Source organism: Hydrogenophaga sp. RAC07, assembly GCF_001713375.1.
Classification (GTDB): domain Bacteria; phylum Pseudomonadota; class Gammaproteobacteria; order Burkholderiales; family Burkholderiaceae_C; genus Hydrogenophaga.
In genome coordinates, this window is sequence record NZ_CP016449.1 from 707,378 (window position 1) to 733,309 (window position 25,932).

Sequence of the window (25,932 nt, forward strand, 5' to 3'; positions counted from 1 at the left end):
ATTGCCACGGGGGCAATGTCAAGTCGAATCTGGCGTTGCGCTTGCCATCGTGGCAAGGCCAAACATTCGCTCCTCTCTCAACCCAAGGAGCACCTCATGAACACCGCCACTTTGTCGCTCATCGAGCATCAGTTTCCCATCGAAGGCATGACCTGCGCTTCGTGCGTGGGCCGCGTCGAAAAGGCCTTGAAGGCCGTTGCTGGCGTGAAGGACGTCAGCGTCAATCTGGCCACCGAACGGGCCACGGTGAACGCCGCTGCTTCCACGCTGCCTGCCAGCCTGGTGGCTGCGGTGCAAAAGGCAGGCTACAGCGTGGGCAAGGAACCCAGCGTGGATCAGGGAGCACAGCCCACAAGATTCAAAGGGGAGCCATGGTGGCCGGTAGCGCTCGCCGCCGTTCTGTCGCTGCCCTTGGTGCTGCCCATGATTGCCATGCTGTTCGGCTCCGACTGGACGATCAATGGATGGTTGCAGCTCGCGCTGGCCACGCCCGTTCAATTCTGGCTGGGCGCGCGCTTCTACCGCGCAGGCTGGAAGGCCGTGCGCGCAGGTGCAGGGAACATGGACCTGTTGGTGGCCCTGGGTACCAGCGCCGGATACGGTCTGAGTGTCTACCTGCTGTTCAAGCACACCGGTCACGGCATGCCGCACCTGTACTTTGAAGCATCGGCCGTGATCGTCACATTGGTGCTGCTGGGCAAGTGGCTGGAGTCGCGCGCCAGACGCCAGACCACGGCCGCCATCGCTGCCCTCAACGCGCTCAAGCCCGAGGTGGCTCGCGTGCGCATGCCCTATGGCGATGTGGACGTCGCCATTGCGCAAGTCAAGGTGGGCGACACCGTGGTGATTCGCCCGGGCGAGCGCATGCCGGTCGATGGTGTCGTCATCACGGGATCCAGCCAGGTGGACGAGTCGCTGATCACGGGCGAAAGCCTTCCGGTGGCCAAACACGCCGGCGACAGGGTCACCGGCGGCGCTGTCAACGCGGAAGGACTGCTGCTGGTGGAGACCACGGCGGTGGGTGCCGAGTCCACGCTCTCGCGCATCGTGCGCATGGTCGAATCGGCACAGGCGAAGAAAGCCCCGATCCAGCGCATCGTGGACCGCGTGAGTGCCGTCTTTGTGCCGGTGGTGCTGCTGATCGCCGCGCTCACCCTGCTGGGCTGGGGCCTGGCCACAGGCAACTGGGAGCAAGCCATCCTGAACGCGGTGGCGGTGCTGGTGATCGCCTGTCCTTGTGCCCTGGGCCTGGCGACACCGACCGCCATCATGGCCGGTACCGGGGTGGCCGCGCGCCAAGGCATCCTGATCAAGGACGCCGAGGCGCTTGAAGTGGCGCACCGCATCGACACTGTCGCCTTCGACAAGACGGGCACGCTCACCGAAGGCAAACCGACGCTGGTGGCGGCTGTGGCGGCTCCTGGTCATGATGATCAGTTGCTGTCCTGGAGTGCCGCGATCCAGGCAGGCAGCGAACACCCGCTCGCGCGTGCCGTGATGAACGCTGCCGAGGAGGCCGGCCTTGTTTTGCTCTCCGCCGCCAAGGTGAGCGCCGTGCCGGGACGGGGCATGTCGGCCGAGGTGCAGGGACGCGCACTGCGTCTGGGCAGTCCACGTTACATGCAGGAGCTGGGGGTGGACACTTCCGCACTGGCTGAGCCTGCCAGCGAGCTTGAAGACGAGGGACGCACGGTGTCATGGCTCGCCGACATGACGGAGGCACCTGCGCTGGTGGGCATGCTGGCCTTTGGTGATACCCCCAAGGCCAGCGCCTTCACCGCCATTCGGAGCCTGCAGGATCTGGGCATCCGCACGGTGATGGTCACGGGCGACAACCTGGGCAGCGCCATCGCGGTGGGCAGCGCGCTCGGTATCGATCACATTGAAGCTCAGGTGTTGCCCGCCGACAAGGCGGCCATCGTGAACCGGCTCAAGGAAGGTGGCCGTTCGGTGGCCATGGTGGGAGACGGCATCAACGATGCACCGGCGCTGGCCTCGGCGGATGTGGGCATTGCCATGTCCACCGGCACCGACGTGGCCATGCACGCCGCCGGCATCACGCTCATGCGGGGCGACCCCGCGCTGGTGGCCGATGCGATCGATATCTCGCGCCGAACCTACCGCAAGATCCGCCAGAACCTGTTCTGGGCCTTTGCCTACAACGTGATCGGCATTCCGCTGGCGGTGGCTGGTTTGCTCAACCCGGTGGTGGCCGGTGCGGCCATGGCGTTGAGCAGCGTGAGCGTGGTGAGCAATGCGCTGCTGCTGCGCGGTTGGAAACGCAGAGGTTGAATTCCGTAGCAACTGTGTGAGGGTGCATGAACCGCCTCGGGGCGGTTCGGTACGTTGCCCTACGGTCTGCTTCAGGCGAGACCACCCGTTCGCAAGGTCGATTCCGACCGACTGCAACCAGCCTCAAACCGACACCCACGTCGTTGCTTCTGGCCTGCTCATGATCCTTTGTCACCAGTGCGCCACCTGCAGCGCTCGGGTGGACTGGACGAGTGCACCATCGTCGGGACCATGCTGCTCAATGGCTTCTTCCGTCCTCCAGTTGAGCGGGCGGACCTCGCCTCAAGGAATCGGATACGGTCGCTCATCCGGCGTGTTGAGCGCGAGGTCGCGGTAGTGCGCCTCCCAGCTGTCGGGTAGGTAGTTCGCCGGGTCGCGCGGGGCGAGGTGGTTGACGATGTCGAAGTGGTTGAGTTTGTGGCCCATCGCCACCTCGTCCAGCCGCGCCGTGCCCTGTATGTGCGACATGATGGTGCGGCACAGCAACGAGTAGGACCACGTGGCCGAGCCAATGCCGTCCAGGCCGACGCCGGGGAAATACAGGTTGGCTGCGTCCAGGCTGCGAAAGATGCAGCCGCAACGCGCCGCCAGTTCGTCCACCTTGCGGATGGACGCGATCGCTTCTGTCGCGAAGTACGACAGGTCGATGCCGTAGCCGGTGCCCCAGAGCAGGAGTTCGGTTTGCACGCGCTGCCCGTTTGACAGCGCCACCGTGTCGCCGGTGATGTTGTCCACGCTGGCGTGGTGGCGATCAATGTCCGCATAGTGCTCGAGCATGCCGGGGCGCCCGGGAATGAGCTGGTCGTGCAGCACGTCGAAGGGCCGCGTGGGCATGATGTCGGTGATGCCGAATTTTTCGTAGCGGTCCCGCATGTCGGCGCCAATGGTGGCGCTTTGTTGCGCGGCCGTCATGCCGCTGGCCTGCAGGCGGGCAAAGCCGCGCACGCTGCCGGCGATGTGCTTCGGTTTGCGCGTGGGCACAAACCACCGCGTGCCACGAAAGGCCCAGGCCACGCGCCGCGCGCCCTGCTGAAAACACAGGTCCAGCAGGTCAAAGGCCGAGGCACCACCGCCCACCACAAGCACGCTGCGGTCGGTCAACAGGCCTGGGTCTCGCAGGGCGCTTGAGTGGAACTCCCGCACCGTGCTCCCGGTGCGCGGGCAATCCGGGATCGCGGGCGTGTTGTGCGCGCCCGTGGCCGCCACCAGGTGCCTCGCATGCACCAGGCCCTTGGGCGTGACCAGTTCCCAGCCGGCGGCATCTTCGCGCGCGGCCTGCACGGGCGTGTTCAGCTGAATGCCGTCGGCCAAGTCGAAGTGCTCGACCCAGGCTTCGATGTTGGCCAGGATGTGCGGCTGGGTCGCGCCCTGCAGCGGCAGCTCACCCAGCTGCCAGTCGACGGTGCTGATCTGGATGTCCTGCCACGCGGGGAGGTCGCGCCAGAGGCCGCCCACGCGGCCCTGGCGCTCCAGCACCACGGCGTCCAGCCCGGCCCGGCGCGCATAGGCCAGGGCCACGACGCCGGCCAGGCCGCCGCCCACGATGGCCACGTCGAATCGTTTGCCGGTGATTTGCATGGGGAATTTTGGGCGGGGGTGTCGCCGCATCATGCCCCAGGCAGGTCGCGCCTGTCCATGCACAGCGCGATCGGCCACCTCGGTCCACCTTGGACCCGTCAGCCAATGTCGGCCCGCGCACGCTGCTGCACTGCGGCGAGCCGACGGCCAACGCTTCTGGCGTTTGGGTGGCCGCCCATTCGCTGCAGTGTGCTGCCTCCAGCCGCCATCACCTCGCCCATCAGCGGCAGCCATCGCCGCGGCGCGGTCCCCGATCGGTTTTGAATCACTGGATCAGCAGCAATGCAACCGAAGGCACGTAAGTCACCAGCATCAGAACGACGAGCATCATCAAGATGAAGGGTGCGATTGCGCGAGACAAAGGCCAAAGACCGACGCCCCCGATAGCCATGCCGACAAACAGGCAGTAGCCGATCGGCGGGGTCGCCATGCCGATGGCCACGTTGGTGACGATCATGGCGCCGAAGTGGATCGGATCCACACCAAACTGGTTGGCAATGCTGATCAACATGGGGCCGAGGATCACCATGATGGCGATCTCGTCCATCACGGCTGCCATGGCGAAGAAGCCCAGATTCAAGGCCAGCAGCATGCTCCAGCGGCTCTCGAAGCAGCCATGACCGTCAACCGAAGTGGCAGACACCCTGGCCGGAGACCCTCCGAAACGGGGCTTTGCTGGCCCATGCCCGCTCAAGACTGGTCTCGGACCTTGAAACCTTGCGGGTCAAAACGACGGTGAGAGCAGTGAGCGGCGATCGGCGAACAGCATCACGAACGGCGGCAGATCGCACGACAGCAGACCTCAATGGCGCACCCCCTTGTTTCCCGCTGATTCGGCGATCCGGTCTGCTTTGCCTTCCCGCCCACGGGGTAAAGTGTGGTGCAGGCTCCGAAGCAATCTGAATGAGGTTCGGACGAGGTCAGCCTGAACCATCCCAGCGCCGTGCAGCTTGCGCTTTCGGCCCCAACACCACACCCACCGGAATCCACATGATCAGTCCAATGTACAGCCACTCCGTTCCGGTCTTGAAGCAAATGCTGACCGCTTTGCAGAACATCCTTGTGCAGGCCGCCGAGCATGCTTCAGCGAAAGCCATCGAGCCAGATGCCCTCCTGCAGGCTCGACTGTTCCCGGACATGTTTCCACTGATCAAGCAGGTACAAATTGCGGCCGACTTCTCGCGCGGCATTGCCGCCCGGCTCGCAGGCGTGGAAATTCCAACGATCGAAGGCAGTCAGACGACCTTTGCTGATCTTGGTGCATTGCTGACGGAGACATTGGCTTTTCTGGACAGCGTGAACGCGGCGCAGTTTGAAGGCAAGGAGAGCAGTGAAATCGTCCTCCGGCCAGGTACGCCCAAGGAAAAGAAGCTGAGCGGCCAAGCCTATTTGGCCAACTATGGACTGCCTCAGTTCTTCTTTCACGTCACCACCACCTATGCAATCCTCCGCCACAACGGCGTGCCGATCGGCAAACGTGACTACATGGGCGCGTACTAGATCAGCGAGGCCTCGTTGGCCAGGCGCCCGATCCAGAAATGACTTCGCGACTGTCGAGGCCTGTCCGCAAGCCCCGGCAGTCCAACCATCCGCAAGCGGTGACCGGATGTGCATGTCCTGGTGATGTCACCGTTCGCCATTCGGAGCCGTGAGGATGAGCCCGCGCTGAACCTTGCACCACATGCCAGAAACCATCTTCCACATCCCCACCATGCGAACGCAGGACGACGCCGACGCCGTCATGTTCGAACTGCAAGACCTGCCGTGTGTGAATCAGGCCGACGTGCACCTGGCCGAGCAGACCGCCTGGATCAGCCACACCGCCATGATCGCGCCGGAAGACCTGGCTGCCGCGCTGGCCGAGGCCGGTTACGAAGCCAGGGTGCAAGGCGCCTGATGGGCCGTTTCAACCTGCAGGGCGTCCGGCACTGCGCAGCGTGGCCATCCCGCCCTTGGGCTGCTGTGCCAGCGAAGGTGAGCCGCGGGTCAACCTGAGAAAGGTGCGGGTTCCCTGTCCCGACGCTGGCGGAAGGCCGCTGGACCTGGTGTCCGCACAGCATGCAGGTTGTTCCTCCAGAGACGGGCCAGTCCCATTCGGCAGCGCTCGAACGGCGACGGGTCCTTGCAAGCCAGTCGTTCCCTGGCGTGAGCACAACTGCGACGCCCGAATGTTGTTCCGCCGATGGGTCACGGGGGCCTGCGAAGGTTTCTTTGGGCGCCTGAAGAATGAGATGTTCTACCCGCGGGATGGGAAGTCGACCACCATCGAGGTGTTCATCCGAGCGGTGCACGATTACATCCTCTGGTACAACGAAAGACGGATCAAGATGTCGTTGGGTTCCCTCAGCCCCATCGAGTACCGCGAAAGTCTGGGCTTGATCAACTGAAACCAGTCCAAGAATTACGCTGCACCCCCTTCGGGTCAGAGATCGGTGGGACTCGACAGGCGAGGAAGACCTCGCCCAACGCACTGCGAGTGCGGACACTGCTCGCGGGAGTCGCCAGAACAATCCAGACGATACCGGCGGTGGGCCCGACTTGGACGACCCCAAGCAAATGGGCCGAGGTGCTGGGGGGCTCTGGCGGAGAACCTTTAGACCTTGTCTGCAGCTTCCGCCGGAAAACAAGCGACGCTTGGGGGAACTGCGTGGGGAAAGTGCCAAAGAAGAAGCCCTTGCAGATGTTTGATCCACAAGGGCTTTTTCAGGTGTCTTTTGACTGGCGGAGAGGGTGTCCGCCAATTTCAGGCATTGAGACATCTCATATCGTCTCAAAATTCCAGATCTACAGAGGGAGCGGGAGCGGCTCGCCTCCTGCGTGATCTTTCGACGTATCATTCAATCTCAAACTTGATGGCACGCCGGATGGCCCATAGGGAATTAGATGCCGAAGAAAGCTAGCGAACTAGGGGCGCTCGACATAGCGCGTCTCACCAAGCCTGGGACTTATGCAGCGGGGGGCGTCGCGGGCCTCCACTTGCAAATCAGCCCTACAGGAACCAAAAGCTGGTTTTTGAGAGTGGTGGTGGGAGGTAAGCGTCGCAAGATGGGCCTTGGAGCCTATCCGGGAGTGGGTATAGCCCATGCACGTCGCAAAGCTCAGATCGCAAGGGACAGCGTGCAACAGGGCATTGATCCGATTGATGCGCAGATTTCTGAGAATCGTAGTCTGACTGCCAGCCGCGCCAAGGACGTGACGTTCAGAACTTGCGCAGAGCTGCACATTGCCGCTCACAAGTCATCTTGGAAGAACGAGAAGCACGAAAGCCAATGGGAGCGAACGCTTGAGACTTACGCTTACCCACTGATCGGCGACATGATGGTTCGTGACGTGACCCTCCAGCACGTCATGCAGATCCTTGAGCCAATCTGGCACACCAAGCCTGAGACCGCAAACCGGGTGCGCGGACGTATCGAGTCGGTACTCGCATCGGCGACGACAAAAGGCCTGAGAGGCGGGGTGAACCCTGCTGCATGGAAGGGGAACCTCTCAACGTTGCTCCCCGCCAAAAACAAGATCACCAAGTCCAAGCACTTCCCATCCGTGCCGGTTAAGGAGTTGCCCGCGTTCTTTGACCAACTGCGCAGGCAGGAAGGTACAGCGGCTCGCGCCCTAGAGTTCTTGATCCTGACGAACGTGCGCTCGCACAACGTGCGCCACGCTTCGTGGAGCGAGATCGACTTGGAGACAAACACCTGGTTGATCCCGGGAGACGACTCAGAGGGGTCGAAGCAGCGGATGAAGGCGGGTGTCACGCACCGGGTGCCGCTTGCTCCTGCCGCGCTCAAGTTGCTGGAGAGCATTCCAAAGACTGCAGGCACCGAGTTGATCTTCCCGTCCCCCCGAAAGTCCACCCCGCTTTCAGATATGGCGATGAGTAAGCTCATGAAGGGGATGGAGGCCAATGGAGTGCCTCACGGCTTCCGTTCGACATTTAGGAACTGGGCGTCTGAGATGACCAACTTCCCGCGAGAGGTGACAGAACGCGCGATGGCTCACAGGCTGGGAGACAAGACAGAGGCGGCCTACATGCGCAGCGACCTGTTTGAGAGGCGCACGAAGCTCATGGAGGCGTGGGCCAGTTACTGCACCACCCTGCCCAACGCTGGGGGGAAAGTTGTGCAAATGAGATCTGGCGCCTGAACATTTCCCCCATTTGGGGGTTGTCTCACGTTTGTTTAAGTAATACCATATCAAATCACATGAGCGATCAACCTGCGAAGCGAGGTGGAGCCGGAAGAGGCCAAGGAAGAAAGCCTGAATCACCAGATGGGGTGATGGTCCCGGTGACGATCAAGATGACCGTGCCGCAGAAAGAGAAGCTCAGTGAACTCGGCGGCGCGCCTTGGGTGCGGGAACGTATCGACAAGGCAAAGCCGCCCAAGAAGTAACCGCTCAGCCCTGCAGCGGCCTATGCAGGGCAAAAAGACGGGGCCGGAAGGTGCGCTAACACCAACCAGCCCCTGACCAGTTGAACGTAGGAGGTTCACATGGCTTCTCAGATTTTCCACGATCAGCGCAATCGCTGGCAGGCCCCCATCGCTGCCCCGCGCTACATCGTCCACTTCCTCAAGGAGGGCAAGGAGCAGAAGACTCCTTGGTTCCACAGCAGTGACAAGGCCCAAAAGGCTCTGAAGTTGATGCAAGCGAAGTACGGTACTCGCAACTGCATCATCGTCATGGACTGAGTGTGCAAGCCGTGAACGCCTCGGCGCTCCGACATCGTCCCATCTATGGGGGCTTGTTCGGCATGGGTAAGTACGCCCTCGCCACATTGCCGAGCGTGTCTCACGGCCTGCATTCCCTGCACTATCTCGTGATCGAACCCGGCCCGGGGATCGTGCTCAGCATCGCAGGTGACAAGCTGAGTGCGCTCGCGTCTGCTCGGGAAGTGTTGCGAGCCACCGCTGAACTGGCCCGGGTTGAGGCAGCGGACCGCGAGCAATCTCTAGGGCAGGGCGAATTGTGGCCACCTGATGCGTTTGCGCAGCCTCCCATTCGAGACACGGTGCAGGCGCAAGTCTCTAGAAGGCGGAGGGAAATCTTCGACAAATGCGGTGGTCGGTGCCACTACTGTTCAACGCCTCTCCGCCTTGATGGCAAGTGGCACATTGAGCATGCATTCCCGAAGGCGCTGGGCGGGCTGGACGAGATCACGAACCTGTTCGCCGCTTGTGTCCCGTGCAACCTCTCGAAGCGAGACCGTACCGCCCTTGAATTTGTGACGCAGACGATAGGTGGGCAAGCAGTCTGAAAATTTTGACCTTTGATGTCTGATCTTCGATTGCAGGAGATCAACCAGGGAACACGAAAATCGACATGGAAAACGTTGGCAGCGTCTTGAAGTTTTTTGGATCTGTAACGTTGTACGGTGGACGCTCGGCTGCCATCACTCCTGCCAACATAGACCTACGAACAGGTTGTTTGAAAGTCGACCATGGACGGTGGTTCGCCCATCGCAGGTCAATGAAGGACATGGGATGAGATTGAACAAAAGGGGAGATCAGGCCGTCTCGCGTGAGGTATGGCAAATCAAGGCAAGTTCTCATGAGGACTTCGCCTCGTGGCTGTCCGACATGGCTGAAGAGACAAAAAAGGAACTGAGTAATGTCGTGGGGTTGCCTGTTACGCCCGCAGCAGAATCTCTGGTGGATGCCCTCACGATGGTGGTGGCGAAACTGCAGGTTGAAGCTGAAGAGCAGCAGCTTTATGCACAGGCCTGTCGGTCTTTGCAGAAAAAGGTGAGAGTGGGTAGACCCTCCAGCCCAAGCCTAGTGAGTCGCTCGCCAAATCGGCTTCTTGCCATCATGCAAGGGCGCTTTCCGATACCGCCCAAGCGTCGGCCTGGCCGACCTAAGGGGACGTTTGCTGGACCCGCCCCAGATGAGGTTTACGGAATGGTCGCAGCCCATCAAGCCGAGAGTGGGTCAAATATTGCGACATCCCTTGAGTTTCTGTGGCCGGCCCTCTCTTCAAGAATGGGACACAGCTCCCCCAACCAAGAGCGAGCCGCTGGACTGAAAAAGCTCCGTAACCTGTATGACGAGGGGCGGCGCAGGCGTCCAAAAGACTAGAGGCCTGTGGCTACACACTACGAGAGGCGAACGCCATCCTCAGAGCAATTTCAATCGGAGAGATCGGTCGTTGGGTTCTGACTACGTGCCTGCCACTTGCGCCGTTGGCGGTCGGCAACACGACGTTCATGTAAACGGTCTCCGGATGTGAAGGCGTCAACCTTGACTCGCTTTGCACCGCTGGTGATTGGCTTCCATTGCTCTTCCATCCTCTTGATGTGTTTTGCGACTTGAACCAATGGGTCGTCACCTAGCTGACTTACACCTTGTTTGTCAGCCATGTTGAGCGTGTAGACGTTCTCCTCTCGCTCAGGTTTTGCTGCTGCCCTGCGCCAACTCACTCGAACCGTGTAGACCTTGCCCTTCACTCGTTCGTAGTCGGCAAGGTAGCTGGCAACACCTTGACCTGGCTTCAGAACACTGATCTTTGCGAAGGGGACTTCGATCCCGCCGCTTCGCCCCTCGCCGTTCTCAAGTGGGGGTGTGAACTCGACCGAGATGTCGTAGGCGGTCGCGTTGCCCGTGTTGTCTACCTTCAGATCAAAGTGCCGCATCGACCAGCGGTTGGGGTCTAGTGTCGCCACAACATGCGGTTGCGATGTAGCCATCGCCATCCGTTGAGTCTCGACGGCCAACACACTCGTGACACGCCAGAGAAAAATGGTCGCGACCGCGGTAACGAGGGTTCCCAACACGCCACCGATAGCTACGACCGTGGGAAACCAAGCGGGAAAACTTTCCATCACAGTCCTCTTCTAGAGCAGTCAGATCTGTCGATTTGACCACCTACTCCGGGTGTACAAGCCGGGGAGCGGCAACCCATCGAGATGGGCTCGCCCGCTCCTGCCTCACCTACTAGAAAATGCGCGCCAAATCCCAGCAATTTTTCCCCTGTTTTTCAGTAGGGCCGAGATTGAAAGTACCTCCATCCCGCAGTCATTGAGACAAAGCGGCATTCATGGAGGTGCATAGTGGCACTAAACGAAGTCCGGTCTTATCGACCTAAGCAAGCAGCCGAACTACTCGGCATTGGCCCAGCCACCCTGTGGCGATGGATCAAGGAGCGCGAGGATTTCCCGCAGCCGAAACGCCTGAGTTCGCGCTGCACGGTACTCGATGGTGCGGAGCTGATCGCATGGCGCGACGCTCAGGGAAAGGCGGTGTCGAAATGATGGCCGCTATCTTCTATTTGTGGACCCGACTCCAGTCGCGGAGGTCCACCAAATGAACGAAGCCCCGCACACCGACCAAGATGCAAACGGGGCCTCGAAAGAAACGCATATCAATTTTACGGCGCACAGCACTTCAGTGGAAGCACAGCGTGACCGAATCTTGACCGCGCTTCGAGAAGGTCCGAAGACGTCTTACGACCTCCGCCGCATTGGCTGCTATCAAGCTCCGGCCCGGATCAAGGAGTTGAAGGATCGCTTCGGTTACGTCATCCGTACCGAGCGCGTCACGCTTTACGACCGCGACGCGTTTTGCCACCCCGGAGCTGCCCGATATCACCTGGATGGTGAGCCGGAAGCGGGCTTCGTCCCCAAGCCCCAGACCGACGCTGCCGGCATGCTCCGCGAAGCCGCCAAGGCGATCCGTGCGCAGGCCAAGGGGCTGGAGCGTGACTCCATCAAGTTGGAGCACATCCCGAACGTGCGTCAGAGGCTAATTGAAGCTCTGAGGGTGCTGTCAGCTCTGGAGCGTGGATCGTTTTGCGACCAATACGCGCGCGCGCGCGAGGCCAGGGGCGTCTAAGTGCTCACGCCAATGCTTGATGCCATTCCGGCAGAGCTTCGGTGTGTGCCGCGCTGGGTGGTGTGGCGAGGTGCAAAGGTGCCGTATCGGGCCGACTCGATGAACAGCACTGCCAGCGTGACGGACCCCGCTACCTGGTCGCCTTTCGAAGCTGCAGCTATTGCCTATGGTGAAGGCGGTTGGTCAGGGGTTGGCCTTGTCCTGGCTGGTGACGGACTTGTCGGGATTGACCTTGATAAATGCGTGACCGCAGGCCAGCCGAAGAAAGAGGCGCTGGCGCTTCTCAAACGCATCGGGGCGGGGTACGTAGAGCTATCCCCCTCCGGGACCGGCCTGCGCGCTTTTGGACGTGCCTGCGGGGCTCCAACGGGCCGACGCGGAAAGATCGACGGCATCAACGTGGAGTTGTACAGCGACCGCCGTTACTTGACCGTGACGGGCCGACCCATTCAGAACGGGCCGATAGGCGACCTCCCGGGCTTTCTCGCTGCCGTCGATTCCCTCTCACCTACAGAAGAGGTACAGAAGACAACAGAGGATGACAGAAGTTCTCCTCAGTCATCTTCTGGCCTCTTCTGTAGGTCCCTGCCCCCGACCGTGATCCCAAGTGGGGTGGGTGAACGCAATCGGTGCTTGTTCGCGCTCGCTCGATGGGTCAAAGGGGTTCACCCGGACGCGACGACCGCCGAGCTGCGCGCATTGGTCCAGGAATGGCACCGGCTTGCGCTTCCGCACATCGGGACTGCCGACTTCACCACCTCGTGGACCGACTTCATTCGCGGCCTGGCTGCGGTGCGGACTCCTTTCGGCATGACCCTGGACAAGCTCATGGAACGACTTGATGAAAAGCCGCTGCCCGAAGGCATTGCTGAACTTGGATATGGCGAGGCGGGCAATCGGCTTGTGTGCATCTGCGAGGCCCTTGCCGCCCACCACGCACCTGAGCCGTTCTTCTTGTCCAGCAGGCAGGCAGGTGAGCTGCTAGGCGTGCACTTCACCGACGCCTCAAAGATGCTCGCTGCCCTCGTCATGGACCGCGTGTTGCACCTGGAGACGCGCGGCGCGGGGCGTATCGCCAGCCGTTACCGGTATTGCTGGGGTGCTCGATGAGAACCCTCAAGCCGTCCATCAATGACCCCCGCAGCTTTCGCACCCCGCAGGATCTGCGCCCCGCAATTTCTGCGCACGTTCAACAAACTACACACCTCACTAGCCATGACTAACCACGACGAAATCCCAAGCCTGACCATCAAGTCACTTGAAAACGGCAACCTGCGCCTGGAGGACACAGGATTTTCAGAAGGCGCAATTGTTGATCTTCATCCGATCCAAGTGCGGTTGCTCGCCGAGCGCGTTGGCCTCATCCCACCACCAAAGGAGGGCGAGTTTCTAACGCTTGCTGAGCAGGCCCGTGACCTTGATCGCCTAAAACGCAACATGCTCCGTGTGCGCGAACACGCTCTGCAGCTTCAGCACGGCTTTGCGAATCACGCTGACTGGAAGCACGCTGACCTGACGCACGACATGGGCCAGATCAATACCCTGGTTGATCTCCTCGACATGGCAGTCGATGACTTCGCAGATGACTACACCCCCCACGAACCCGAGGCACCTGCGACAACTTGCAAAGTGGCTGCGTCTCAAGGTTCGTCTGCTCCGCAGCAACCTGCGCTGTTGTGAGGCGCCCATGGACCTCCAAACAAACGAGATCGCCCAGGTGATGCGCGGCTTCCAGCCCAAGACACGCAGCCAGCCGAAGCAGAGGGGCCGGCCACGCAAGCGGAACGAAGAGTTTTTTGCCCGTGTCATTCATGGACACCGCGCCACCGCCGAATGGTTTGAACGCGCACACCAGCGCCCCGCACGATCAGACGTTGAACTGTTCACTGCATTCAGCGAACACCTCCTTGAGGTGTCTCGCGAGGATGCTCGGGCGGTGCAAGTGCTCTCGCTCGGGTACACGCTGAAGACAGTTCAAAACCTGCTTGGAGAGGCTCGTCGCTTCTTCCGTGAGCATCCCGAAAAAGACCCATTTCTCGGGGTGGACCATACACCTGCAAGCGTTTCAAATCCTATTCATGAGCTGTCCAAAAGCGTGCAGCAAGGAGCGTAGAAATGCAGTGCGTAGTGCCAGAAATTGAGAGCCGAACCAGCATCCGCATCCTCCGGATTGCCGATGTCGTCCGCAAGACGGGCATGTCCCGGTCCACGATCTATCAACGACTGCGCAGTCGGGACTTTCCAGCGCCTGTTGAACTTGGCCCGCGCGCCGTGGGCTTTGTGGAACAAGAAGTAGATGGTTTCCTTACCGAACTTGTACGCCAGCGCGACAACCGCGAGAAAGTGGAGCAGACACCATGAGTTTTGGAATAGTTGCCGCCGTAGCAGGCCCAGTCATCGGGGGTCTCATCGGAGCAGATGCAGCAGGTGACGCATCAGACGCACAGTCGCAATCCGCCGCGCGGACCGATGCCACAAATCGCTACGTCTTCGACAAGCAGGTCGAATTGCAAGAGCCCTTCCGTCAAACCGGGCTGCAAGCCAATAACCGCCTTCTCCAGCTCCTCGGCATGGCAAGCGGGGGTGATGAAAACGGATCACTCATGCGCGACTTCAGCATGAACGACTTTGAAGCAGACCCCGGCTATCAATTCCGAATGGACGAAGGCACACGAGCCGTGGAAGGTGGTGCGGCAGCTCGCGGAAATCTACTCTCCGGTGCGGCGCAAAAAGCCCTCGTGAAGTACGGGCAGGGTGTCGCCTCGGAGGAGTACGGCAACGCCTTCAACCGCTTCACCGGTCAGCAGACGAACAAGTTCAATCGTCTCAAATCCATGATCGATACGGGCACGGGTGCAAGCACGCAGATTGGCAACGCCGCGCAGACCTTCGGGAATGCGACCGCGCAAACGAATGCCGCAGTTGGAAATGCGCAGGCTGCAGGTGCGATCGGCCAGGCAAACGCTTGGTCGAACAGTGTTGGGCAGGTTTCCAACAATCTGATGCAGTTGATCCAGAAGCCGGGAAGCTCGTACCCAATGCGCCCCTCATCTGCAGAAGCCTATTACGGGTACTGACATGCAACTTGACCCGTCCATCATCCTCGGCTTCAAAAGCCCTCAGATCGACAGCCCCCACAACGCTCTGGCCAAGATGCTTGAGCTTGAGGGTATGCAGCAAGGTAATCAGATGCGACGCATGCAGATGCAGGACGCACAGGAGACCCGAACTTCCAAGAACAAACTTGCTGAGCTGTATCAATCGTCCCTCGGACACGACGGAAAGATCGACCGCAACAAGCTATTCCAGGGTGCGGCCCAGCGTGGAATGGGCGCTCAGATCCCCGGCATGCAAAAGGAGTTCGCTGCCTCTGATGAACAGACCGGAAAGGTCGATGCACAGGCCTTCAAACTCGCAAACGATCGCTTCAGCACCTTCAAGCAGTCGCTCGGTGCCCTTTCCCAACGTCCGGACCTTTCGAAGGAACTTGTCATGCAGGCCGGACAGGAGCTTGTGGCCGCAGGAATCATCCCCGTCGAGATGTACCAGCGTTCGATCGCTGGCATGCCCGATGACCCCAACGCATTGCGCATGAAGCTGCGTGAAGGTGTCTCGATGCAGCTCACCCCCGAGCAGCAGTTGACTCTCTTCGCCGCCAAGCCCGACAAAATCGACAACGGGCAGCAGATCAGCTTTCGGGACACCAACCCGAACAGCCCGACCTACGGGCAGAACACGGGCGGCGCACCAGTGCAGAAGATGCAAAGTCCTGAGAGCATCGCCAGTCAGGCAACGGCCCGGCGCGGTCAAGACCTCAAGTTCCAGACCGACAGCGGCGCGAACGCTATTGCAGGGCAGGCCATCGTCAGCAAGAAGGTTCAGGACGTTGAACTCAAGTTGCAAGACGACTACCGCACGGAGAGCAAAGGCTTCTCCGAGACTGCGACCGCGATGAAGAAGATCATGGGCGCAATTGAGACGGCGGATACAAACCCCGGTTCGGCACTGTCTGCTGGTACTGCCTTCATGAAGCTTCTTGATCCGAACTCGGTGGTTCGTGAGACTGAACTCGGTATGGCCTTGAATGCCTCGGGCTGGTTCGACCGGGCAACCAACATTGCCAACACCTTGCAGAGCGGGCGTGTCATGACGGCCACGCAAAAACGCAACCTCAAATCTGCAGCTGAAGGGTTGTTTGAAGAAGCCAAGTCCGCGCAGAGGGAGGTTGACGCTGCGTACCGGCAGCGCGCCACGGACTACGGGGCCAATCCGGATCGCGTAATCGTTGACCGTGGTCAGCGCACCTCGACAAAGGGAGCCGGCGGGATGCCGTCCATGAGCGACATTGAGGCTGAGCTGGCTCGTCGCCAAGGGGGCAGGTAATGGATCTGTCCATGCTCTCAACCGAAGACTTGCTGGCCTTGAAGGCTGGTGACCTCGGTACGGTTTCAACCGAAGGCCTCATGGCGCTCAAAGGCGCAGGTGGTTCTGAATCAACCGCGCCCTCCAAGGCCTACACAGAAGGTCGCGAAGCACCAGGGGCGGTCCGTGGACTGCTCTCGGTTGCCAATGGTCCCGCAATGGGTTTCGCTGACGAGATCGTCGGTGGTGTCGGTGGCGCCTGGAAGACTCTCACGCAGTCAAGCCTCACGCTCTCGGATCTTGTATTGGGGAACAAGAGGAAAACGTTCTCCGAGAACTACCGGGAGGTTCGAGACTACGCCCGAGGTGCGCAGGACTATGAGCGCGAGGCGAACCCTGTTTTCACCGGCGTCACTCAGATGATGGCCTCGGCCCCGATGATGGTGGCAAACCCGTTCTCCAAGCTCTTGGGTGCGCCTGCCGCTGCTGCGCCCACGAACATGCTCACTCAAGGTGCGCGGGCTGGGGGTTCTGGTGCCGTCTTCGGGGGCATCAGTGGTGCGGGCAATTCGACCGCTGAAGACTTCGCCGGGGTGGCCGGGGACGCTGCCAAGAGTGCGGCCGTCTCTGGGGTGCTGAGTGCTGGCGCTGTTCCGGTTCAGCGGGCCGTTGCTGGCGTGGGCGGAAACATCGCCGCACGGGTGAACGACAGCGCGGCTTTGAACCAGGCACGCGCCAAGATCGCAGAGGCTTTCGTCCGCGATGGCCGTGGCTCCGTCGTTCAATCCGGCGCATCCAATCCCATCCTCCAAGCACAGGCCCGCTATGACAAGCTGGGTGACTCCGCAGTGGTTGCAGATGCTGGAGGACAGAACACCCGGCAACTACTGGACACGCTTGCAACCCTTCCTGGTAAGGCCAAGTCCGCAACCGAGTCGTTGATCCACACCCGCCAAGCTGGCAGGGCGGGACGCATGGTGTCGGCTGCAGAGCGCTCCATGGGCACGAACGGTGAGCGCCTGGCTCCCAACCTTGCTCGCTGGATCGATGAGCGTCAGACCGCAGCCGCGCCGCTGTACGACCGGCTGTATCGCGTACAAGTGCAGCCAGATCGCGCGCTGACTGAACTCGTGGAGGCAGCGGATCAACTCGGCGTCACGCGCACGGCTCGGGACATGGCCACGGCAGATCGCATCCAGTTCTCTCTGGACCCTCGCTCTACCCAGCCGTTCAGCATGCGCGACCTCGACTTGGTGAAGCAAGCACTCGACACCAAGATCGCCAGCAAGGTGGACAAGCTCAACGGGGGTCTCACGCCAGAGGGCGCGTCCCTGATGCGGTTGAAGGCTGCGCTGATCGACAAGCTGGACGAAGTGACCACGGGTCAAGGTGGCTCCCTGTATCGCCAAGCCCGGGAAGCGTTTGCTGGCCCGTCAGCATTGATGGATGCCGCACGGTCAGGTCGCACCGCGATGCAAAAGGACGGCGTAGCCATCGGCGAGATGCTGGACGGCCTGAGCGCCTCGGAGCTGCAGGCGTTCCGTGTCGGTGCTTTTGAGTCTCTGCGGACGAAGCTGGGCCGAGAGGGCGGGCAGACTGAGATCCTCAAGATGTGGAAGGAGCCCGCTACCTCGGAGAAACTGCGCGCCATGTTCGGTAATGGGCAGGCATTCCGAAGCTTTGCGGCCGAGGCAGCGAAAGAAGGCCGTCTCAAGGCATTGGAGTCGGTGGGTCGTGGTTCTCAAACGGCGGCGCGCCAGTACGGCGCGGGGGATTTGGATGTTGCGGCATTGGCCGAAGCCGGGCAGGCGGCAAGCAGTGCATCGAGTGGGAACGTGCTTGGTATGTTGAGCGCCGCCGGCAACGCATGGAATCGTGTGTCAACGCCTGAGCCTGTCCGTAACAAACTCTCCGAGATCCTTCTCAGTGGTGGGCAGACGGGACGCAACGAGCTTTCCAGTCTGGTGGGCCTCACGCAGAGGATCAACGCAGACCGTGCGCGGCTTGCTGACCAAGCCGGGATGCTCTTTGGTCAGCAGACTGGCAACTTCAGAGGGGCCGGGCAATGAGCAGCAAGCCCAGCAAGTCCACGGCTGTTGCCAAGTCTGTGGTGATCGAAATGACACCCGAGATGACTCCCGCTCAGGCAACCGCCAAGGCTGCTCTCAAAGCCTCACTGAATGCCGCCATGGTGGTCGATGACTTCAACGGGAACATCCTCGGCAAAGACATGGAGCTTCATGAAATCGTGCGTGCGCTCAGCGACAACATGTCACGCGTTCACGGCGGCGACCTGACGCTGATCGAAGGGATGCTGGTGGGGCAGGCGACAGCTCTGCAAACAATCTTCACGAGCTTGGCCAAGCGCGCACAGCGTCAAGAGCATTTGCGCCAGTACGAGTCCTTTCTCGGTCTTGCCCTGAAGGCTCAGTCTCAGAGCAGAACGACCATTCAGACGCTCATCGATCTGAAGTTCCCACGCCAGGCCACGTTCGTGAAGCAGGCCAATATTGCGAACGGCCCGCAGCAGGTCAACAACGGTGCTCAGTCTCCAGCCGGCGAAGGGGCTCCAGAAAGCCGCGCGCAAGAAATCCCGAACCCGCCAAACAAACTATTGGAGGCCGCAGCCCATGAAGGCATCAGAGTGGACACCCGAACGGCGTCAGCGCCAGGCCGCAGCGATTCGGTCATGGAGGCCGTGGGTGCAATCCACAGGACCGAAGACACCAGAGGGAAAGAGCCGCGTGGCCGTAAATGCATACCGAGGCGGAGTGAGGCCGATGCTTCGCGGTCTCGGGGCGACGTTGAGATCTCAGAGCCAGTGGCTCGTTGATGAACTTGGAAGGAAATGAACGATGAATAGCGATGAAATGATTGATCGCCTCGAACGCGTGGAGCGCGAAAACGCGGTGTTGAGAGACGCTGTCATCCAGCTTCGTGACATTCTCTCTGGCGTGATGGGAACGGCTGATGCCGACAGCGCCGTGTTGACCGGCGTGCTGATGGCGTGTGGTTCCAGTCCAATCGTTCAAGAACACGTGCGCGGCGCGCTCGAAGCTCGGATGGTGAGCAACTTGGCAGACAACCGGAACCAGCCGGCCTTCAATGCTTTCGACGAGCGTATGGGTGCCGTAGTCGAGCTGCTTGAGGAGTCCGCAGCAGGGTGATTCCCGGGGGTTTGACCCGGGAGCAATGCACATTTGTGGGATGTGCTTGCTCATACTTGTTCCCATGAAGCCCTTTGAGCCGTATCCTGCGTGTTTACGTTTTGACACAGGGGTTGTCGATGCTCATGGGGACCGTCCGAAATGCGCTCTTTGCAGTTTGCGTTGCTTCTTTGTCAGGCTGCGCCACGGGGTACAAAGATTTCTATAAGCCAGTGGCCGGCGCGACACCCGAACGTGTCGCCTCTACAAGGGTAGCTCCACCACCTGCCGTCCCCGTTGTGGAGCGGATTGCTTCATCCGACATGCAGGCTGTTGCTGACCAATACACGAAGCGCGGTTACGGGTTGATCGGCACCTCGGTCTTCAACAGCGGCAGGCGTGAGACGGAGGACGCGGCTATTCAGCAGGGCGCTGAGGTCAAAGCCGACTTGGTTGTGATCCTCAACCCTCGATTCACGGGGTCGGTCACTACGGCAATGCCCATAACCGTCCCAAAAACAACAACCTCATACAGCTCTGGGACTGCCACAGCATTCGGCCCAAGGGGACCAGTTACCGCCTACGGCTCGGGAACCACGACTACCTACGGTACTTCCACCACCTTCGTGCCAGTCACAGTTAATCGCATGGACTTTGGCGCAGCGTACTTCGTCAAACGCAAGTGGTCGTTTGGTCTGGAGCCGAGAGAGTTGACCGATCAGGAGCGCCAAGCGCTTCAATCAAATCGGGGTGTTGCCGTGCGTTTGATCGTTGATGGCACACCGGCCTTTGACGCAGACATTCTTGTCGGCGACCTGCTCACGGAGATCGATGGGGTGCCTTTGACTGGTGTCGCGTCGCTTGGCCCGTTACTGCAGGAGCGTGACGGCAAGCGAATCAGCGTCACGTTGGTTCGCAACGGTACGCGCCTTGTGAAGGGCGTTCAGTTGGTCCAGTCACAGTGAGGCGGCGACACGGGCTTGGTCTGTTCACCCTGCTCGGCGCTTGCCTGGCAATCGTGGCTCGGGCTCAAGTGCCGTCAGTGCTGATTGAGGCCTGCAGCATGCTGGAGCCTGCATCGAAGCGCATCGAGTGCCTGCAGCAGGCCAATCAGGCCGCGAAAGGTCAGGGCAGCACCCCACGTCCCGCGCCTAGCTACCAGCCCCCGGCGAACTTCACGCCCAACTATCTGCAAGCTCCTCCGACGCCAAACAGCTCATACACAGCACCGAATGGCAAGACCTGCTTTGTCGGGCCGAGGGGTGGCACGTACACCATCACCAAGAGCGGCAACAAAAATTACGGGGGGTGTTGAGCTGTGATTCAGAGACCAGACCATGCACCGCGTCGCCATTTAGCCAAACTTCTCTGTGCCGCATCGCTTTCGCTGCCTGGCCTCGCAATGGCCGACCTGGCAGACGAACTTGAAGACCTCGTTGGCTATGTGATCGTGGCTTCAAAGACCATTGAAGGTTGGAGAGAGGACCGAAAGAGCGAGGACGGCTTCAGCGGCTGCTCCCATGGCCGGGTGATCGTTTTCACAGACGGCACCGCACTCACCTGTAACACGTACAGCTACAGCTATGCCTACCGGCCTACTGCGGTCATCCTGGCAAAGCAGTTCAAGTTTCAAGGCCGTGAGATGTACGACTTCAAGATGGTGGTCGAGGACGAGGTCTACGACATGAGTCCGCGTTGAGGCTGTGCTACCGATGACAGCCTCTGACTACATCGCAATCTGTTCAGTGTTCATAGCGATCTGTGCGGTGTATGCGACCTACTGGCAGACCCAACACGCGCGACGGCACAGCGAGTTGAGCGTCCGCCCGCTCCTCTGTTGGCACAAGAGGAAAATGACAACTGAGGCAGGATGTGTCGTCACCTTCACAGTGAAAAACTTGGGACTAGGGCCGGCGATTGTTCGCAAGCGTTTCTTCGCAGTGGGAGGCGAAAGATTTGACGTGGAGCCGGACGATACTGACTTGGTAGAAATGGTCGCTTCCAAGTCCATCGGCGACAAGTTCGCGTTTCGGGTCCTTCAGTCTGGTACGCCCGGTGAGGGCTCAGCATTGCCGAGCGGTGGGGATTTTTTGATCGCTGAGCTTTTGTTCTTTGGCATGGACATCAAGGCCGCTGAGAAAGCGCTGCGTTCATTGGCTGATCTTGACTTCGTCGTCGAGTACGAGTCCATGTACGAGGAGCCATTCACGCTTAGGGCGCTCGGTGGAAACTCCCCTGGCTGGGAGTCCGCACGATGAACTGGCTGTTGCTGTTGCTTTTCTGGTGCCCGAAGTGCTGGAGTTCGATCGGTTACGGGATGGTCACCCTCAGCGGCTCGATGCTGCTTTTGGGCTGGCGACTTTCAAACAGGGTGGATCGCATCGAGAACAGGACCGGAGTAGTGATCGACTTCGACAAGGTGCTTGCTGCTCTTCCGTTGCCGATCCCGGCCAGCAGTGAGGGGTTTGTATTCGCCATTTTTGGGGTGCTGCTGGGCTTGACGCTGGCATCGGCTGGCAAGTGGGCGCAGCGCTTCTAGTGAATGGCCGCATGACGACACTTGCGACACGCCGTCGCCCGTACTCGGCGCTCTATGGAGCGGCGAAAAAGAGAGAGGCTCCTGTGCAAACGATCAGTGAAGTAATTCCCACAAACCGAGCGGTTTTACTGTACTGCTCGAACAATTTTGGCCAAGCGGCTGTAGTATCGGGGACATAATTTTTATGGGTTACGCAAAACTGTCAAGCCTGACGAATGCTCAGGTCACGAGTCGGATCAAGCAGCTGGCAAAGAACACAAGCGCGATTTATATCGTTGAACATGCCCAAGACCGAATGCTTCAGCGCCACATTGGAATCGAAGAGGTCTACTGTGTTTTGCGTGAGGGTGCTCTTGAGCGGCCATGGCGAATCAACAAGGAGTACGACACATTCGAAGCTCGAATGGAGCGTTATGTAGGCGGTAGGGATCTAGCGGTGGTGGTTACCCTAGATGATGACTCCCCGGATGTGATGGTGATCACCGTAATTGTTAAGTGACGGTGGAGAGGATTGAAGATGTTTCACTACAAGATGTGCGGGTTACCCAACGTGTGGCTCGCAAATGGATATAAGGTTAAAGACACGCCCTACGGCCAAGCTGTATCGGTGGAAGACGCAGAGAGCCTGCATCAACTGCTGGCTACCCAACTGATCAAAAAGAAGGGCGCACTGACCGGCAAGGAGTTTCGTTTCCTTCGTACGATGCTGCAGCTTTCCCAGAAAAGCTTGGCAGATATGGTGCAAGTGAGCGAGCAGTCTGTCAGTCTTTGGGAGCGGCGCGGTAAGGCTCCGACTGCTTCGGAGGCCGTGTTGCGAATGCTCATCGCGGACAAGTTCGAAGGCGACTGTCAAATGGCGGCCGTCATTGACCGAATAAATACCGTCGACCGACTCGTGAATCAGCGGACGGTTGCGCGAGCGCGCCTACACAAATGGTCGGCTAAGGAAGTACCGGCACCTGAGGTCGAAGAATCAGTTGCTGCTTGACGCAACGCGCTCGCCGACCAAGCCCGCCCCGCGCGGGCTTTTTTACGCCTGTACGCGGCACACGCCTTCACACGTCGCTCTTTGCAATCAAGGGTTTGCCGACGGTTCGCCACCTGCCTTGCCGTGCGTCGTCAAGTGGAAGGCATGGCCGGTTTGAACTGTACATTTAACCAGTGTTTTATGAAGTGATCACCCTCCGCAGACAAGCCCAAAGCCTCCGCCCTGAGGAGTGGCCCGCGCCCGAGTTCGGCAGGATCTCGATGGCCACATGGCGACCTGGACGAACGTCTCTGACGCGCACAGCACGGGTGGCGACCCTCTACCAGCCAGCCGGCTTGATGCAGCGACCCGCAATGGTCCTGATCGATCCAAAGATCACGCACCTGCCGCTTGATGGAGAAGTCTGGCTGGGCTCCGAGCTGCACACGACAGAGCAAGGCATCGTGGAGATCGAACAGGCTTGGCTTGTCAGACCGCGAAGTAAGGACGGTCAGCCGTTGCCCCCTTTTGATCTGCAGGGCTGGAGAGCGATGAATCGCAAGCCGAGTGAGCCGGAGCGCCCGGTGGGTAAAGGCTGGATCAAAGCCAGCAGCGGTGCTCGCTCAAAATAGGCGATGCGCCAGGCTATCGAAAGAGCTCGGCTATTCAGTGGTTTGCGTTGGTCGGTCTCTGCGCCAGTTGGCTAAATCTGTCGAGGCCCGCAACGCTGAACTTGGTACTTCACGAACTTGAGTCATCAACTCATCGCGGAGTCGCTTGTCGGCCTCGTAGCAGTTGCACGCTGCGTGCTGCAAACCCAGCCGGTCGAGCACAGTGAGTTCACCGCGGTGATATTCAATCAGTCCAAGTCGCTGAAACTCACTTGCTGCCCCGCTCACCCCAACGCGCCGTACTCCAAGCATCAAGGCAATAAAGTCCTGAGTCACATGAAAGCGGTCGGCGTGAGCGCGATCCTGGCTCATCAGCAACCAGCGCGCCAGCCGCTCTCTCACGGTGTGAAAACGCTGACAGGCAGATGCAAGTGATTGCTGATGCAGGCGGACCATCAATGAGCCTTGCACCAGTTCTCGCAGCTCGGGCATGGTGGATACAACCCTGCGAAACACATCCGCCTTCAGACGCCAGCAACTCCCAGCGCCTTGCACTACGGCTCTCCAAGGCGTTTTGGCCACTCCGAGCACCAATTCCGCCCCCAGCATGGACTCGGACCCGATCATGCCCACCGCCAAGGGCGGGTGTGTCTCGATGTCAATCACCAGCGCAATGAAGCCGGAGCGTGGAAAGTACGCGTGGCTCAGTGGTGCCCCATGCACGCTTAGATCGCACAATGCCACCAGCTCGAACGGAGTGCACAGCGCAAGAAAGCGCATGCGTAACGCTTTCGGAAGGCGCTCGATTAGGTGGTTCTCTATGTTGTACATGGGGAGCCCTGGTACACGAGAAAACCCCTCTCAGAGCGAACCCGCAAGGTTCGCAAGACAGGATGTCTCGCGCTCCCCTACCAACTGTAGACCTGTTCGGTGGACTGCTCTGTCTGGAACCGAACATATCCAATAAGTATTGCTCTTGGTAGCACCCCGCAAGCTTGCATTCGCCGTGGAGTCGCCAGCGTCCATGTAAGGCGTCCAGCATGTAGGCGAAAACTGGACTGTCCAGGTAACTTCAACCGTAGAGGCGGTCTATCAATGCACCGCACCGGTTGAGGTACTCATCTCGCCTGCGCTGTTTTGGGGTTGGTCACCCATTGGCTCGTAGCCAGCCGAGTACGTCTTCAATCCTCCAGGCAGTGACGCGAGGGCTCAGCTTGCGGGGCTGTGGAAATGTTCCCTTCTGCACCCAACGCCACAAAGTGGCTGGCGAAATTGGGACGATGCTCAACAGTCCGGCTTGTCTGATGTAACCTGCCTGCGGCATCTCTTTGCGCAGCGCATCCAGCTTCTGGATGGGGGAAAGCGGATCAACGGGAGGTGGGGTAGGTCCGCCCGAGAAGATGGCTTGTTTCAGTCGTTTTTGCATCGTTAAGACTCCAGTGGTTTTGATGACCTGGAGTCTCTTTGAGGTGAACGAGAAGAGATACGCGTATGCGTTGCAGATGGACGCTCCTGCGATGCAGCTGTGCACAGATGCGTCGCATCTGTATGTTCAAGTCCTGTTTCGCTTACGTTCTGGCTGCCATCCCGCTGCCGAAAGCCATTCCCCAGCGGCCCTTCTGCTGCAAAACTTTGTGCCTTCAGCATTGATGGTCAGGTTCTCGGCAATGAAGTCGACGGCTTCCCGCTTGGTTGTGAACGGTCGAGAGTTCGCCATCGCAAGAGCTTCTGTGTGCTTGGGCTTCATGGCCTCGTGCCTCGCGACGGCTGCGTTGCGCCCGCGATCTGACTTTTTGCGAGTGTCGATCCGCAGAGAGTGAGCGATCTGAAGTGCTCTCATCGCCTCAAGTGCAAACGCACCCGCATCGTTGAGTTGCATTGCCACGTACTTGCTGCTCAACCCTGATGGCACTGATTCGTGGCTCGGCTGGTCGCCCAGCTTCTCCAGAATATTCAGGCAGTCGCGGGTGTACATGAGCGCGAACACAGCGAACCGTTGCCACCGCTCAGTTGGGGGAGACAGCTTGTCCCAACTAACGCCTGGCTCAAGCGCCGCGAACACTCCTATGTGCCCGGGCTGCGTGTGAAGTGAGAACGGCCATCTTTCGGAATGGGCCAGGGTTTCGCGTGGACCTATGGCGCTGTCGAACAACTTGTCCACGTTGCTCATCACCACTTCGTTGATGTGCGTTGCAACGGACGTGAGCCAAGTGCTGCTCTCATCTGCGAGAAGCTCTCGGGTCTCAAAAAGGATCTGTGTTGGCCACCCAGCAAAGGCCCAGTTAGCGGGCAGCGCGAATGGGTCAGGGTGTGGGAAAGGCTGAAACTCGTTTGTCATGGCTGGTGCGTATGGCGCCAGCAAAAGTGACAAAGCTACCAGGTGATCTCAGTAGGTCTTTTCCTCAATGGACCATCGGATGGACCATAGGACTTGAGAACCTGCTGGAAGCCGCATGAATGCTGGCGGTCTGGCGGAGAGGGTGGGATTCGAACCCACGGTACCTTGCGGTACGCCTGATTTCGAGTCAGGTACATTCGACCACTCTGCCACCTCTCCGGTGTTGGTCTTCGTCGCGAACCCGCGAGTATAGCAGGCACCGGGCCGTCAAAA

The 25,932-nt window shown here is 59.9% G+C and carries 32 protein-coding genes, 1 tRNA gene and 1 pseudogene; 27 read left to right on the forward strand and 7 right to left on the reverse strand.

Annotated features, from left to right (window positions below; genetic code table 11):
- Positions 1-15 precede the first annotated feature (15 nt).
- Positions 16-2,292, forward strand: coding sequence for a heavy metal translocating P-type ATPase (locus BSY239_RS03325; RefSeq protein WP_069045590.1), 2,277 nt, complete (start codon positions 16-18; stop codon positions 2,290-2,292).
- 282 nt (positions 2,293-2,574) lie between these two features.
- Here the strand turns inward: BSY239_RS03325 and BSY239_RS03330 are convergent, their stop codons facing one another.
- Both BSY239_RS03330 and BSY239_RS03335 read right to left on the reverse strand, forming a co-directional pair.
- Positions 2,575-3,870, reverse strand: a complete 1,296-nt coding sequence (locus BSY239_RS03330) for a flavin-containing monooxygenase (protein WP_069045591.1) — start codon at positions 3,868-3,870, stop codon at positions 2,575-2,577.
- A 265-nt stretch (positions 3,871-4,135) separates the two neighbouring features.
- Complete coding sequence (locus tag BSY239_RS03335) at positions 4,136-4,513, reverse strand: TRAP transporter large permease subunit (protein WP_335583418.1); 378 nt, start codon at positions 4,511-4,513, stop codon at positions 4,136-4,138.
- A gap of 347 nt (positions 4,514-4,860) precedes the next feature.
- Here BSY239_RS03335 and BSY239_RS03340 point away from each other — a divergent pair, with 347 nt between their 5' ends.
- The 8 genes and pseudogenes from BSY239_RS03340 to BSY239_RS22585 all read left to right on the forward strand — a co-directional run bounded on the left by BSY239_RS03340 (position 4,861) and on the right by BSY239_RS22585 (position 9,944).
- Positions 4,861-5,370 carry a DUF1993 domain-containing protein gene (locus BSY239_RS03340; RefSeq protein WP_069045593.1) on the forward strand — a complete coding sequence of 170 codons (510 nt, stop codon included), beginning with the start codon at positions 4,861-4,863 and terminating at the stop codon, positions 5,368-5,370.
- 181 nt (positions 5,371-5,551) lie between these two features.
- Positions 5,552-5,767 carry a hypothetical protein gene (locus BSY239_RS03345; protein ID WP_069045594.1) on the forward strand — a complete coding sequence of 72 codons (216 nt, stop codon included), beginning with the start codon at positions 5,552-5,554 and terminating at the stop codon, positions 5,765-5,767.
- A 298-nt stretch (positions 5,768-6,065) separates the two neighbouring features.
- A pseudogene (locus tag BSY239_RS03350) lies at positions 6,066-6,257 on the forward strand (IS3 family transposase); the annotation flags it as partial.
- A 496-nt stretch (positions 6,258-6,753) separates the two neighbouring features.
- Entirely contained in the window at positions 6,754-8,013 is a 1,260-nt protein-coding gene (locus tag BSY239_RS03355; protein WP_069045596.1) for a tyrosine-type recombinase/integrase, read from the forward strand.
- 59 nt (positions 8,014-8,072) lie between these two features.
- Complete coding sequence (locus tag BSY239_RS22330) at positions 8,073-8,261, forward strand: hypothetical protein (protein ID WP_156775397.1); 189 nt, start codon at positions 8,073-8,075, stop codon at positions 8,259-8,261.
- 99 nt (positions 8,262-8,360) lie between these two features.
- The gene (locus BSY239_RS03360) at positions 8,361-8,558 is read left to right on the forward strand and encodes a hypothetical protein (protein WP_069045597.1); all 198 of its coding nucleotides are present in this window, start codon (positions 8,361-8,363) and stop codon (positions 8,556-8,558) included.
- A 2-nt stretch (positions 8,559-8,560) separates the two neighbouring features.
- The gene (locus BSY239_RS03365; protein WP_069045598.1) at positions 8,561-9,124 is read left to right on the forward strand and encodes an HNH endonuclease; all 564 of its coding nucleotides are present in this window, start codon (positions 8,561-8,563) and stop codon (positions 9,122-9,124) included.
- 226 nt (positions 9,125-9,350) lie between these two features.
- On the forward strand, positions 9,351-9,944 hold the full coding sequence (locus BSY239_RS22585) for a hypothetical protein (protein ID WP_172823068.1): 594 nt from the start codon (positions 9,351-9,353) through the stop codon (positions 9,942-9,944).
- A gap of 50 nt (positions 9,945-9,994) precedes the next feature.
- Here BSY239_RS22585 and BSY239_RS03370 read toward each other — a convergent pair whose 3' ends face one another.
- Positions 9,995-10,687: a hypothetical protein gene (locus BSY239_RS03370; RefSeq protein WP_069045599.1), complete on the reverse strand. Its 693-nt coding sequence runs from the start codon at positions 10,685-10,687 to the stop codon at positions 9,995-9,997.
- Positions 10,688-10,915: 228 nt separating this feature from the next.
- Here BSY239_RS03370 and BSY239_RS21910 point away from each other — a divergent pair, with 228 nt between their 5' ends.
- The 18 genes from BSY239_RS21910 (at position 10,916) to BSY239_RS22340 (ending at position 23,342) form a co-directional block, all read left to right on the forward strand.
- On the forward strand, positions 10,916-11,116 hold the full coding sequence (locus BSY239_RS21910) for a helix-turn-helix transcriptional regulator (RefSeq protein ID WP_083239781.1): 201 nt from the start codon (positions 10,916-10,918) through the stop codon (positions 11,114-11,116).
- A 52-nt stretch (positions 11,117-11,168) separates the two neighbouring features.
- Positions 11,169-11,696, forward strand: a complete 528-nt coding sequence (locus BSY239_RS03375; RefSeq protein ID WP_069045600.1) for a helix-turn-helix domain-containing protein — start codon at positions 11,169-11,171, stop codon at positions 11,694-11,696.
- A gap of 12 nt (positions 11,697-11,708) precedes the next feature.
- A complete protein-coding gene (locus BSY239_RS03380) occupies positions 11,709-12,806 on the forward strand; it encodes a hypothetical protein (protein WP_156775398.1) in 1,098 nt (365 codons plus the stop codon).
- 105 nt (positions 12,807-12,911) lie between these two features.
- Complete coding sequence (locus BSY239_RS03385) at positions 12,912-13,376, forward strand: hypothetical protein (protein WP_069045602.1); 465 nt, start codon at positions 12,912-12,914, stop codon at positions 13,374-13,376.
- Between the two features lie 7 nt (positions 13,377-13,383).
- The gene (locus BSY239_RS22335) at positions 13,384-13,809 is read left to right on the forward strand and encodes a hypothetical protein (RefSeq protein WP_156775399.1); all 426 of its coding nucleotides are present in this window, start codon (positions 13,384-13,386) and stop codon (positions 13,807-13,809) included.
- Between the two features lie 2 nt (positions 13,810-13,811).
- Positions 13,812-14,057, forward strand: coding sequence for a helix-turn-helix transcriptional regulator (locus BSY239_RS21915; RefSeq protein WP_083239782.1), 246 nt, complete (start codon positions 13,812-13,814; stop codon positions 14,055-14,057).
- Complete coding sequence (locus BSY239_RS03395; protein WP_156775400.1) at positions 14,054-14,773, forward strand: DNA transfer protein p32; 720 nt, start codon at positions 14,054-14,056, stop codon at positions 14,771-14,773. The genes BSY239_RS21915 and BSY239_RS03395 overlap by 4 nt, the downstream gene beginning before the upstream one ends.
- 1 nt (position 14,774) lies before the next feature.
- Complete coding sequence (locus tag BSY239_RS03400; protein WP_069045605.1) at positions 14,775-16,079, forward strand: hypothetical protein; 1,305 nt, start codon at positions 14,775-14,777, stop codon at positions 16,077-16,079.
- A gap of 11 nt (positions 16,080-16,090) precedes the next feature.
- Positions 16,091-18,127 carry a hypothetical protein gene (locus BSY239_RS03405; RefSeq protein WP_156775401.1) on the forward strand — a complete coding sequence of 679 codons (2,037 nt, stop codon included), beginning with the start codon at positions 16,091-16,093 and terminating at the stop codon, positions 18,125-18,127.
- Positions 18,124-18,891 (forward strand): hypothetical protein, encoded by a 768-nt coding sequence (locus BSY239_RS03410; protein WP_069045607.1) that lies wholly within the window; start codon positions 18,124-18,126, stop codon positions 18,889-18,891. The genes BSY239_RS03405 and BSY239_RS03410 overlap by 4 nt, the downstream gene beginning before the upstream one ends.
- Before the next feature lie 22 nt (positions 18,892-18,913).
- Positions 18,914-19,225, forward strand: coding sequence for a hypothetical protein (locus tag BSY239_RS03415; protein ID WP_069045608.1), 312 nt, complete (start codon positions 18,914-18,916; stop codon positions 19,223-19,225).
- A gap of 74 nt (positions 19,226-19,299) precedes the next feature.
- A complete protein-coding gene (locus BSY239_RS03420) occupies positions 19,300-20,169 on the forward strand; it encodes a PDZ domain-containing protein (protein ID WP_216637495.1) in 870 nt (289 codons plus the stop codon).
- 437 nt (positions 20,170-20,606) lie between these two features.
- Entirely contained in the window at positions 20,607-20,903 is a 297-nt protein-coding gene (locus BSY239_RS03425) for a hypothetical protein (RefSeq protein WP_069045609.1), read from the forward strand.
- Positions 20,904-21,057: 154 nt separating this feature from the next.
- Positions 21,058-21,462, forward strand: coding sequence for a hypothetical protein (locus BSY239_RS03430; protein ID WP_156775402.1), 405 nt, complete (start codon positions 21,058-21,060; stop codon positions 21,460-21,462).
- Positions 21,459-21,743 (forward strand): hypothetical protein, encoded by a 285-nt coding sequence (locus tag BSY239_RS03435; RefSeq protein ID WP_069045611.1) that lies wholly within the window; start codon positions 21,459-21,461, stop codon positions 21,741-21,743. Before BSY239_RS03430 ends, BSY239_RS03435 begins: the two co-directional genes overlap by 4 nt.
- A gap of 184 nt (positions 21,744-21,927) precedes the next feature.
- Positions 21,928-22,242 (forward strand): DUF4258 domain-containing protein, encoded by a 315-nt coding sequence (locus BSY239_RS21920; RefSeq protein ID WP_083239783.1) that lies wholly within the window; start codon positions 21,928-21,930, stop codon positions 22,240-22,242.
- 18 nt (positions 22,243-22,260) lie between these two features.
- Complete coding sequence (locus BSY239_RS03445; protein WP_069045613.1) at positions 22,261-22,731, forward strand: helix-turn-helix domain-containing protein; 471 nt, start codon at positions 22,261-22,263, stop codon at positions 22,729-22,731.
- Between the two features lie 353 nt (positions 22,732-23,084).
- Entirely contained in the window at positions 23,085-23,342 is a 258-nt protein-coding gene (locus BSY239_RS22340) for a hypothetical protein (protein WP_156775403.1), read from the forward strand.
- Between the two features lie 30 nt (positions 23,343-23,372).
- On the opposite strand, the gene BSY239_RS03455 is transcribed toward BSY239_RS22340, so the two are convergent.
- The 4 genes from BSY239_RS03455 to BSY239_RS03465 form a co-directional block, all read right to left on the reverse strand.
- Complete coding sequence (locus tag BSY239_RS03455; protein ID WP_069045615.1) at positions 23,373-24,152, reverse strand: Crp/Fnr family transcriptional regulator; 780 nt, start codon at positions 24,150-24,152, stop codon at positions 23,373-23,375.
- Positions 24,153-24,468: 316 nt separating this feature from the next.
- Positions 24,469-24,747: a helix-turn-helix transcriptional regulator gene (locus tag BSY239_RS21925; protein WP_083240147.1), complete on the reverse strand. Its 279-nt coding sequence runs from the start codon at positions 24,745-24,747 to the stop codon at positions 24,469-24,471.
- 126 nt (positions 24,748-24,873) lie between these two features.
- Positions 24,874-25,659 carry a hypothetical protein gene (locus BSY239_RS03460; protein ID WP_156775404.1) on the reverse strand — a complete coding sequence of 262 codons (786 nt, stop codon included), beginning with the start codon at positions 25,657-25,659 and terminating at the stop codon, positions 24,874-24,876.
- A 131-nt stretch (positions 25,660-25,790) separates the two neighbouring features.
- A tRNA-Ser gene (locus tag BSY239_RS03465) sits at positions 25,791-25,878 on the reverse strand.
- Positions 25,879-25,932 lie beyond the last annotated feature (54 nt).